Here is a 10984-nt window from a genome sequence, read left to right on the forward strand (position 1 = left end):
CTTCCCTCCCCCCCCCCCCCCCACCCCTCCCCCCCCCCCCCCCCCCCCCCCCCCCCCCCCCCCCCCCCCCCCCCTGGCATGTCACCTGAGGGATACTCAGGAGCTAGTGACGGTCACGAGTTGACCTGCGTCGTGACCAGGTTCGAGAAGGTGGTCAGCCGGGTGTAGACACCCGGGTAGCCGGCCAGGGCGCAGCCCTCGCCCCAGGAAGTGATGCCTGCCAGGACGCCCCCGATGAGCAGGGGACCGCCGCTGTCGCCCTGGCAGGTGTCCACGCCGCCGGAGGTCTTTCCGGCGCACACCATGTCGCTCCGCACGAAGTCGGAGCCGTAGGAGCTTGCGCAACTGGAGTCGGACACGGTCGGTACGGTCGCGGTGCGCAGCTGGTTGGAGGCGCTGCCGTTCGAGGAGGTGTCGCCCCAGCCGAGGATGCGGGCGGTGGTACCGGCCGAGTACACCGAGGTCTGGGAGGAGGAGACGTACTTCGCCGGCGTGTACGGCATCGACGTCGACAGCGTCAGCACGGCCACGTCGTCGCCCTCGGTGACGCTCCGGTAGCTCGGGTGCATCCATATCTTGCTGACTCTGCTGACCGTGCCGTTGGTGCCGTTGCGATAGGTACGGCCGCCGACGACACGCACGCTGCTGGTGGTCTCACCGACCATGCAGTGCGCGGCGGTGACGACCTTCGTGGGCGAGACCAGCGTGCCGCCGCAGAACTGCGTCTGCGAGGCATCCGTGATCTGCATGACGAACGGGTACGAGGTCGTCGTGGTGGTGGTACCGCCGACGATCGGCTGGGGCGCGGCGACGGCCGTGGGGGCGGCGAGCAGCGCGGTCGTGGCGGCGGCAGCGGTCGCCGCGGCGACGGCGGCGGCCTTCTTGGCGGCGTTGAGCCCGAACATGGGTCTCCTTGGGGAGTTGCCGGTGGGGGGTCGCGCGGGTGGTGGTGCACGGTGACCCTGACGCCGTTGTTCGGATCTCCGTGTGTCCGGCGAGCGGCACGCCCCAAAGTTAGAGCCGACACGTGAAAGCCCCCAATGGGGGAACCCCCTAGGGGAGTTGGGCAGGGAAAACCCTCGGTCGGGCTCCGTGAACCCAGGTGGGGTCAGGTCGTGCGGCGGCCCGCGGCAAGCCGGACGATGTCCACCCGCGACCGGATCCCCAGCTTCCGGTAGACCCGGGTGAGGGTCGCCTCGACGGTCTTGACGCTGATGAACAGGCGGCCCGCGATCTCCCGGTTGGTCGCGCCCTCCATCACCAGCGAGGCGACCTGACGCTCCATCGCGGCCAGCCCCTCCAGCGCGTCGAGCGCGACCGGCGCCGCGACCGGGGCCGGGTCCGCCGCCGCGGGACCGGCGGCTACGGCCGCGTCGACCTGCCGCAGCCACGGCAGCGCCCGGCACCGCCGGAACAGCCGGGCGGCCTCGTCGTACGACGCCGGACCCGGCAGGGGATGTCCGCCCGTGCGGGGGGAGGCGGCGGCCTGGGTGCGCAGCCGGGCCAGCGCGAAGGCGGCCCGGGCCTCCTCCAGGCCGTACCCGAGCCGGCCGAGCCGGTCCTGCACCGACGCCAACCTGACGAGTGCCGCCTCGTGTTCGCCGCGGGCGGCCCGGACCAGCGCCTCGGCCCGGTCGAGTACGGCCAGCACGCTCTGCCGTCCCAGCCGCAGCGCGTGCACCCGGGTGGTGTCGATGACGTCCTGCGCCTCGCCCGGTTCGCCGATGCGGACCAGGGCCTCGGCGAGGTCGCCGTGCCAGCGGCCGCGCCCGGGGTCGTTGATGCCGAGGCCCTGCTCCAGCTCCCGCACCCGGCGCAGCGAACGGACCGTCGCCGCCGGGTCGCCGGCCACCAACTGGGCGTAGCCCAGGGCCGCCAGGGCCCGGGAGAGGTACATCTGGTCGCCGTCGACCTCGGCGTGGTCGGCCGCCTCACGGGCGAGGGCGAGCGCCCGGCCGACGTCGCCGGCGGAGGCCTCCGCGAGGGAGGTGAGCATGGCCGAGGCGCCCTCGCCGATCCCGGAGTCGCGGGCGAGCCGCAGGCTCTCGCGGGCCAGGTCCAGGGCCCGGCCGCAGTGCCCGGAGCGCAGTTCGGTGTCGGCGAGGAAGCGCAGGAAGTGCACCTCGCTCTCGACCATGCCGCGCCGTCGCACCTCGCGCAGCAGCGCGGTGATGGTCGCCCGCGCCTCGGGCAGCTGGTCGCTCATGATCAGCCACCGGAACCGGGCCGAACCGGCGCCGTTGTGGTGGCAGGCCACGTACGGGTCCTGGGGTTCCTTCAGCGCCCGCTTGACGGTCGCGGGGGCGTCCGGGTGGCCCATCAGCGTCTCGGTGGAGGCCTGGAAGGACAGCGCCATCAGCTCGGTGCGCCGGTCCGCGCCCCGGGCGGCCAGCTCCGCCGCGTGCGCGGCCTCCTGCCGTGCTTCGGCGAAGTCGCCCTCGACGACCAGTCCGCGCCAGGCCAGCTGGTAGTGGACCAGGGCGAGGAGGCCCGGGTCGTCGCCCGCGTCGGCCAGGACCTGCGGGAAGACGGCGTCGACGTCGCCGAGCGCCTGCCCGGCCGCCTCGATGACCACCATCCAGGCCCGCACGCGCTCCGCGGGCACGGTGGCACGCGTCAGTACGTCGCGTGCGATGTCCCGGGCCAGATCGGCCTCCCCGGCGGTGATCGCGTCCTCCGCGGCCTGCAGGCGCCGCTCGTCCGGGCCCGGGGTGCTGCCGGCGGGGGTGTGCCGGGCTGCGAGCAGCCCGAGCGAGGCGGCCACCGAGGGCGCACCGCGGTCCAGGGCCAGCGCGGCGGCCTCGGCGAGGCGGGCCGCCACGTCCGGGTCGGTGCCGGTGGTCGCCAGGGCCAGGTGCCGGGCCCGCTCGATCGGATCGGAGGCCGCCGTGGACAGCGCGGCGTGCACGGCCCGCCGCTCCTGCGCGGGGGCCTCCGCGTAGAGCGCGGCCGAGATCAGCGGGTGCGCGAACCGCAGGGCCGGTGCCTCGGGGTCCGTGGTCAGCAGCCCCAGGGCCGCCGCCTGGGCCGTCTCGGCCTCGGCGTGCTCCCGGCCGGCCGCGTGCAGCAGCGCCAGCGTGGGCCGGGCCCCGGCACTGGCCACGAGGAGGGTGCGGCGTGCCTCGTCCGAGAGCATCTCCAGCCGGCTCAGCACCAGGGCCCGCAGCGACGTGGGCACGGGCAGCGGCTCACCGGGCCGGGGACGGGCCGGGCTCTCCGCCAGGGCCCGGCCCAGTTCCAGCGCGAAGAGCGGGTTGCCGCCGCTGGTGCGGTGGATGTCCCGGACGGTGGAACGGGACAGGGGGGTGTATCCGCGGTGGTCGAGCAGGGCCGAGACCTGCGTACGGGACAGCGGGCCCAGGCGGACGGCGAGCGTATCCGGCGGAGACGCGCGTAGATGGCGGTCGTACTCCTGGCCCTCGGTCCGCACCGCGCACAGCATCTGCACGGGCGTGTCACCCAGCCGGCGGGCCGCGAAGCCCAGCAGTTCGGCACTGGCGGCGTCCAGCCACTGGAGATCGTCGGCGACCACGAGGACCGGGCCCTGGGCGGCCAGCGCCCGCAGCGCCGACAGCACGGCGAGGCGCAGCGCGAGCCCGTCCCGCTGGAGCGTGGACTCGCCCCGGCCGGTGAGCGCCGACTCCAGGGCGGTGCGCTGTGCGGCGGGCAGCGCACCGGAAACCTCGTCCAGGACGAGGCCGAACAGGTCGGCCAGGGCCAGGAAGGGCAGGTGGGATTCGGACTCCGTCGCCGAACAGCGCAACACTGTCCGGGCCGCGGCGCCGTAATCCGCGGCCAGCGCCCGCAGGACCGTCGACTTTCCAATTCCGGCGGGGCCGTGGAGCAGCACACTGCCCCCGCGGCCGAGCTGCTCACGAGCTGACGTGAACAGGTCATCCCGGCCGATGACCAGGTCGGGGCGGCTCCTGGGAGGCTCCTGGAAGTCCCGTGGCACGGTCACCGCTTTCCTCCGTGTGTCGTGTCCTGGCCAATATTAGGCAACGGTTCATTGAATTTCGGAGGGACGGCGTGGTGAGGGAAATAACAACCGGTGCCGGCGAGCGAATTCATCGGTCTCCCGAATGCGGTGGAACACGATGCCGGCGTTCCCTCGGGAACCCGTCGGCATATCGAACGGGGCACAGCGGAAAACATCACAAACCTATGGCAACCATCCCGCCCGGCGTGCGGCGACCACGGCCTCGCCACGGGTCCGGGCCCGCAGCTTGCGCATGGCCGACCGCAGGTACCCCTTGACGGTCTCGGGCGTCACGCCCAGCCGCTGGGCGGCGACCGCGTTCGTGGCGCCCGCCGCGACACACGCCAGCACATCCACCTCGCGTGGCGCGAGCCGGACCCGGGCCGACGGACAGGCCGCACCGGCATCGGACGCCAGCAGCGCGCACGCCTGGAGCAGCTCCGCGCGCAGCCGCGGGTCCGCGATCCGCGGGGCCAGCGCCCGCAGGGCCGCGTGCGCCTCCCGCACCTGCTCCCACCCCGCGCCCGCGCCGGCCCCCGCGGCGAGCGTGCGGGCTTCGTCCCGCACGACCAGCGCCCGCTCCACCTCCCGGGCCGCCTCCACCGCCACGTCCAGCATCCGCCCGCCCAGCGGCAGGGCCGTGCGCAGCGCCCCGTACAGCACCCCGCGCACCCGGTGCCGGACGACCACCGGCACGGCCAGTACCGAGCGCAGCCCCTCCACGGCCACCGGCGCGTCGTACTCGTGGCTGATCTGCCGCGAGACCGAGTAGTCCGTCACCACGCACGGCCGGGACAGCGCCACCGTCTTGCCGCCGAGCCCGTTCCCGGGCGTCACCGCCAGGGAGCGCAGGGCGTGCGTCGCCGTTCCGCTCAGTTCGCTGATGCGCATCTGCCGCCCGGCCTCCAGCAGGCCGCCGAAGGCGACCGGAAGGCCGGTGCCGCGCCGCAGACGCGACAGCGCGTTCCGTATCTCGACCGCGTCGTACGCGTCCGCCGTCACCTGCTCGCCCCCTTCACTACGGCTGCTGTGCGGGCGTACCCCCCGTTCGGGGGTAGTGAGACCCGCATCACGGATTACACGATGGCTCGGAGCCGCCCGGCAAGGTCCGGCACCCAGGAGGACGCATGACATCGGCGACGGAACTGTTCCGCAACGCGCGGGACTTCCTGCTGAAACACCGAGACGACTACGCCACGGCCTACGAGGGCTTCCGCTGGCCCCGTCCCGAGTACTTCAACTGGGCGCTCGACTGGTTCGACGAGATCGCCGACGGCAACGCCCGCACGGCCCTGCACATCGTCGAGGAGGACGGCTACGAGACCCGGCTGTCCTTCGCCGAGATGTCCGAACGGTCGGCCCGGTTCGCCACGTGGCTGCGCGCCCGGGGCGTGCGCGCCGAGGACCGGATCCTCGTCATGCTCGGCAACCAGGCCGAACTGTGGATCACCGCACTCGCCGCGATGAAACTGCGCGCGGTGGTCATCCCGGCGACCCCGCTGCTCGGCCCCGCCGACCTGCGCGACCGCGTGGACCGCGGCCGGGTCCGGCACGTCATCGCGCGGGCCGAGGACACCGGCAAGTTCGCCGAGGTCCCCGGCGACTACACCCGCATCGCCGCAGGGGCGGCGGGAGCCGTGCCCGCGGGCTGGCTGCCGCTGGAGGACGCCCACGGCGCCTGCGCCGACTTCACGCCCGACGCCCCGACCCGGGCCGACGACCCGCTGATGCTCTACTTCACCTCCGGCACCACCGCCCGGCCCAAACTCGTGGAGCACACCCACACGTCGTACCCGATCGGGCACCTGTCGACCATGTACTGGATCGGCCTCAAGCCCGGCGACGTACACCTGAACATCTCCTCTCCCGGCTGGGCCAAGCACGCCTGGTCCAACCTCTTCGCCCCGTGGAACGCGGAGGCGACGGTCTTCCTGCACAACTACACGCGTTTCGACGCCGCTCGTCTCATGGCCGAGATGGACCGGGTGGGCGTCACCACCTTCTGCGCCCCGCCGACCGTCTGGCGCATGCTCATCCAGGCCGACCTCACCCAGCTGCGCACCCCGCCCCGCGAGGTCGTCGCCGCCGGTGAGCCGCTCAACCCGGAGGTGATCGAGCAGGTCCGCCGGGCCTGGCACCTCACCGTCCGGGACGGCTTCGGGCAGACCGAGACGGCCGTCCAGGTCGCCAACAGCCCCGGCCAGCCCCTCAAGACCGGCTCCATGGGCCGGCCGAGCCCCGGCTACCGCGTCGAACTGCTCGACCCCGTCTCCGGCGCCCCGGGCGCCGCGGAGGGCGAGATCGCGCTCGACCTGTCGGACCGGCCCGTCGGCCTGATGACCGGCTACCACGGCGACGCGGACCGGACGGCGGAGGCGATGGCTGGCGGCTACTACCGCACGGGGGACGTCGCCTCCCGCGACGAGGACGGTTACCTGACCTACATCGGGCGGAGCGACGACGTCTTCAAGGCCTCCGACTACAAGATCAGCCCCTTCGAGCTGGAGAGCGCGCTGCTGGAGCACGAGGCGGTGGCGGAGGCGGCGGTCGTCCCCGCCCCGGACGAGGTGCGGCTCGCCGTCCCCAAGGCCTACGTCGTCCTCGCGGAGGGCTGGGAGCCCGGCCCCGACACGGCCAAGGTCCTGTTCGAGCACTCCCGTGAGGCCCTGGCCCCCTACAAGCGCATCCGCCGCCTGGAGTTCGGCGACCTGCCCAAGACCGTCTCCGGCAAGATCCGCCGGATCGAACTGCGCGAGGCCACGGCGGCCGGGTCGGACGCCGAGTACCGCGAGGAGGACCTGCGGTGAACTCCTGCCGCCACGGCGGTCAGGGGGCCCGCTTCTCCGTGCCGGAGGCGGCCAGCGCGTCGGCCGGGGCGTTCACCGGCCGCGGTGTGCCCGTGAGGTCGAGGACGAACAGCGGGATGCCCAGGGCGTCGGCGCGCGCCCGGGCGTCGTGCGCGTACCCGGTCAGGGAGAAGTAGAGGCAGTCCGCGGACTCCGTCATGGCCGTCAGCCACAGGCACTCCACGTCCCGCAGGGTCGCCGGGCGCACGGCCGGGTCGACCTGGGCGACGACCCCACGCGCGGCGAGACCTATGCCGGACGGGGGGCGCTGGTCCGCCCGGCGCACGCCGCGGTAGCCGAGCCAGCGCAGATACAGCGCGGTGGCCGTGACGGCGTCCAGCGCGGTCCGGATCGTGACGGAGTGGAAGGGCGGCCTGGCGGCGGGGACGGGTGCGGCATGCGGCTGGCGACCCGTCACGGTGTCCGGGGCCGGGGCGGTCTCGGTCTCGGGGTCGGGGTCGGGCGCGTGGTTCCGGGCCGGAGCGGCGTCCCGGTCGGTCGCGTCGTCCGCAGCGGGCCTGACGTCCGTGGCGGGCCTGAGGTCCCGGTCCGTCACGCGGTCCCGAGCGGCGCCGGCCCGCCCCTGCTCCTGCCCGTCCTCATGCTCCTGCTGCCCATCGCCCTGCTCCTGCCCCCGCCCCTGCTCCAGCACCGGCACCCGCAGCACCGTCCCGCACGCACACCCGATCTCCGGGCGAGGCCACTCCCCGCCCCGCCCGCAGGCCTCGCACCGCACCGTCACCCAGTCGTCCTGCCAGACCCGATGCGCGACGGGCGTCGCCTCACCGCTCCGGTCCAGTCGCGGGGCGACCGGCGCGCCGCACACGCACGGGTACGCCGGTACCGCGTAGCGGTGTTCGCGCCGGCAGGCCGGGCAGCGCACCGGGACGGTCTCGGCCATGACCACTCCAGAACCGTGTCGCGTCGGGACGGCCCGTCCATGGTGCTCTCCCGGGCCGCCGTCTGTCCGGCGCTTGCCGTCTCTTGACGCCCTTCCTCCACCGCACCTACATTCATTCCAGATAGCAGAATTTATTTTCCGCAATACGGAAGAGCTCACCGCAGGGCGCGACGGGAGTGCGAATCCGGCAGCCGAAGCAGGAGTAACTCGATGGCTCGAATGACCGCTGCCCGCGCGGCAGTTGAGATCCTCAAGCGCGAGGGCGTCACCGACGCGTTCGGTGTCCCGGGCGCGGCGATCAACCCCTTCTACGCGGCACTCAAGGCCTCCGGCGGTATCGCCCACACTCTCGCCCGGCACGTCGAGGGCGCCTCGCACATGGCCGAGGGCTACACCCGTACCCACCCGGGCAACATCGGCGTCTGTGTCGGCACGTCCGGCCCGGCCGGCACCGACATGATCACGGGCCTGTACTCCGCGACCGGCGACTCCGTCCCGATCCTGTGCATCACCGGCCAGGCCCCGACCGCCGTGATCCACAAGGAGGACTTCCAGGCCGTCGACATCGCCTCCATCGCCAGGCCGGTCACGAAGATGGCCGTCACGGTGCTGGAGGCCGCGCAGGTCCCGGGCGTCTTCCAGCAGGCGTTCCACCTGATGCGCTCCGCCCGCCCCGGGCCGGTCCTCATCGACCTGCCGATCGACGTCCAGCTGACGGAGATCGAGTTCGACCCGGAGACGTACGAGCCGCTCCCGGTCTACAAGCCCGCCGCGACGCGCGCCCAGATCGAGAAGGCGCTCGGGATGCTGAACGCGTCCGAGCGGCCGCTGATCGTCGCGGGCGGTGGCGTCATCAACGCCGACGCCGCCGAACTGCTCGTCCAATTCGCCGAGTTGACCGGCACGCCGGTCGTCCCCACCCTCATGGGCTGGGGCGTCCTGCCCGACGACCACGCGCTCAACGCCGGCATGGTCGGCCTGCAGACCTCGCACCGCTACGGCAACGCGACCTTTCTGGAGTCCGACTTCGTCCTCGGCATCGGCAACCGCTGGGCCAACCGGCACACCGGCAGGCTGGACGTCTACACGGCCGGACGCAAGTTCGTCCACGTCGACATCGAGCCCACCCAGATCGGCAGGATCTTCGCCCCGGACTACGGCATCGCCTCCGACGCCAAGGCGGCCCTGGAACTGTTCGTCGAGGTGGCGCGCGAGCTGAAGGCGGGCGGCAGGCTGCCCGACCGCTCCGGCTGGGCGGCCGCCGCGCAGGAGCGCAAGGCGACCCTCCAGCGCCGTACGCACTTCGACGACATCCCGATCAAGCCGCAGCGCGTCTACGAGGAGATGAACAAGGCCTTCGGCCCGGAGACCCGGTACGTCTCCACCATCGGCCTCTCGCAGATCGCCGGCGCGCAGATGCTGCACGTCTACCGGCCCCGGCACTGGATCAACTGCGGCCAGGCCGGCCCGCTCGGCTGGACCATCCCGGCCGCGCTCGGCGTCGCGAAGGCCGACCCGGAAGCGTCCGTCGTCGCCCTCTCCGGCGATTACGACTTCCAGTTCATGATCGAGGAACTGGCCGTCGGCGCGCAGCACCGGATCCCGTACGTCCACGTCCTGGTGAACAACTCCTATCTGGGGCTGATCCGCCAGGCGCAGCGGGCGTTCGACATCGACTTCCAGGTCAGCCTGGAGTTCGAGAACGTCAACGCGCCCGAACTCGGCGTCTACGGCGTCGACCACGTCATGGTCGCCGAGGGCCTCGGCTGCAAGGCGATCCGCGTCACCGACCCCGCCGAGCTGGGTGATGCCTTCGAGCAGGCCAAGAAGCTGGCCGCGGAGTGCCGGGTCCCGGTCGTCGTCGAGGCGATCCTGGAGCGCGTCACCAACATCTCCATGTCGACGACCAACGACATCGGCAACGTCGTGGAGTTCGAGGAGATCGCCACCCGGCCCGGCCACGCGCCGACCTCGATCAGGACGCTGAAGGTCTGACGCGTGCGCGGCTGAGGGGCGGCCCCTCCGGGAGGACGGACCGCCCCTTACGCGTGTCGGGACCCGGGACCAGCTCCCGCCACCGCCACCGCCCCCTTCGCCCTCGCCGCAGTAGGCGTAGCCCCCACCGCCTCCGCCCGTACCGCGCGGCGAGCGCTTGAGAAGGCTGCGGAGGAGTCCACCCCAGCAGCCAGTTGGGCACTACCTCCAAGCCCGGTCCTTTAGGGCCGGGTCAAGTTGACAGATGGACTTGAGGTTTCCGTACGGGGTCTACGGCCGGTGCCGTACGCGCGCCGGTGCAGGGGTGCGGGGCGAGTTCACGCCTCGTGGTGCTCCGACAGCCCCGGCCAGTCGTCCGGGCCGCCGCCCTGCCATTCGACGATGTCGCTCTCCGCGACGTCGGTGACGTACAGGTCCGCCAGCCGCAGGATCTCCGCCACATCGTCGGCGTGCGTGGCGACGCCCAGGGGCTCCTCGCCCAGGGTGACCCGCCGGGAGCCGTCCAGGGCGGGGGAGTGGACCACGACATGCGGGTGCTCGGTCGGATGTGCCATGCCTTCAGGCTGCTGCGGCCGAACCGGTTCCGCACCCTGGGACGGGCTGGCCGTCCGACGGCGCGAGGCTGGGCGCGACAGGACGTTCGCGCCGCCGGACGGGGTCTGCGGGGTGGTTCTGGTACCGGTACCGGACCGCGGCGGGTGCGACGGAGTCCGGAACCGTCTTCCCTCAGGTCGAGAAGCCCGTCCGGGCCCTTCACCACCGCACTGGCTCGCAGCCGCCGCGGTCCGCGCCCTGGCCGTGTCCGCGCCCGGGGCGATCACCCCTCATCCGGGTCGCCCCCGGGCGGTCGGACACGGCCAGGGAGTTCAGCATGATCTAGCGCGGAACCCCGGGTGTTCACACCCGGGAGGAAGCGCTTCATGACACTGCTCTGACCCGCACGGGTGCACGGGTCTGCACTATTGACCTCAGTCGGGACGTTTCTGGTTCTCGATGTACTCCTTGATGACCGCGAGCGGGGCGCCGCCGCACGAGGCGGCGAAGTAGGACGGCGACCAGAAGTGCTCACCCCACAGGTGCTTGCGGATGTGGTCGGGGAACTCCTGCCGCAGGCGCCGGGCGGAGACACCCTTGAGGGAGCCGACGAGCCGGGAGACGGCGACCTTGGGGGGGGGTAGTGCACGAGCAGGTGGACGTGATCGCGTTCGCCGTTGAACTGCCGCAGCTCCGCGCCGAAGTCGGTGCACACGTCGCGCATGACCT

At 72.9% G+C, this 10984-nt stretch carries 7 protein-coding genes and 1 pseudogene; 2 read left to right on the forward strand and 6 right to left on the reverse strand.

The annotated features are described in order from the left end of the window. Positions 1-113 precede the first annotated feature (113 nt). The 3 genes from ACZ5TL_RS29200 to ACZ5TL_RS29210 form a co-directional block, all read right to left on the reverse strand. Positions 114-905, reverse strand: a complete 792-nt coding sequence (locus tag ACZ5TL_RS29200; protein WP_468593514.1) for a S1 family peptidase — start codon at positions 903-905, stop codon at positions 114-116. Positions 906-1108: 203 nt separating this feature from the next. Next, positions 1109-3961 carry a helix-turn-helix transcriptional regulator gene (locus ACZ5TL_RS29205; RefSeq protein ID WP_468593515.1) on the reverse strand — a complete coding sequence of 951 codons (2853 nt, stop codon included), beginning with the start codon at positions 3959-3961 and terminating at the stop codon, positions 1109-1111. Between the two features lie 201 nt (positions 3962-4162). Further along, entirely contained in the window at positions 4163-4981 is an 819-nt protein-coding gene (locus tag ACZ5TL_RS29210) for a helix-turn-helix transcriptional regulator (protein ID WP_468593516.1), read from the reverse strand. A 125-nt stretch (positions 4982-5106) separates the two neighbouring features. On the opposite strand from ACZ5TL_RS29210, the gene ACZ5TL_RS29215 reads away from it, so the two are divergent. Then, positions 5107-6786, forward strand: a complete 1680-nt coding sequence (locus ACZ5TL_RS29215) for an AMP-binding protein (RefSeq protein WP_468593518.1) — start codon at positions 5107-5109, stop codon at positions 6784-6786. A gap of 19 nt (positions 6787-6805) precedes the next feature. Here ACZ5TL_RS29215 and ACZ5TL_RS29220 read toward each other — a convergent pair whose 3' ends face one another. Further along, positions 6806-7726 carry a hypothetical protein gene (locus ACZ5TL_RS29220; RefSeq protein ID WP_468593519.1) on the reverse strand — a complete coding sequence of 307 codons (921 nt, stop codon included), beginning with the start codon at positions 7724-7726 and terminating at the stop codon, positions 6806-6808. A 210-nt stretch (positions 7727-7936) separates the two neighbouring features. Between ACZ5TL_RS29220 and gcl the strand changes: the two genes are divergently transcribed. Then, positions 7937-9721, forward strand: a complete 1785-nt coding sequence (gcl, locus tag ACZ5TL_RS29225) for a glyoxylate carboligase (protein ID WP_468593520.1) — start codon at positions 7937-7939, stop codon at positions 9719-9721. Between the two features lie 317 nt (positions 9722-10038). On the opposite strand, the gene ACZ5TL_RS29230 is transcribed toward gcl, so the two are convergent. Together ACZ5TL_RS29230 and tnpA are read right to left on the reverse strand one after the other, a co-directional pair. After that, a complete protein-coding gene (locus tag ACZ5TL_RS29230) occupies positions 10039-10275 on the reverse strand; it encodes a hypothetical protein (RefSeq protein ID WP_468593521.1) in 237 nt (78 codons plus the stop codon). 414 nt (positions 10276-10689) lie between these two features. Next, positions 10690-10984: pseudogene (tnpA, locus tag ACZ5TL_RS29235) on the reverse strand (IS200/IS605 family transposase); the annotation flags it as partial.

The organism is Streptomyces sp. NPDC033136 (assembly GCF_055578235.1).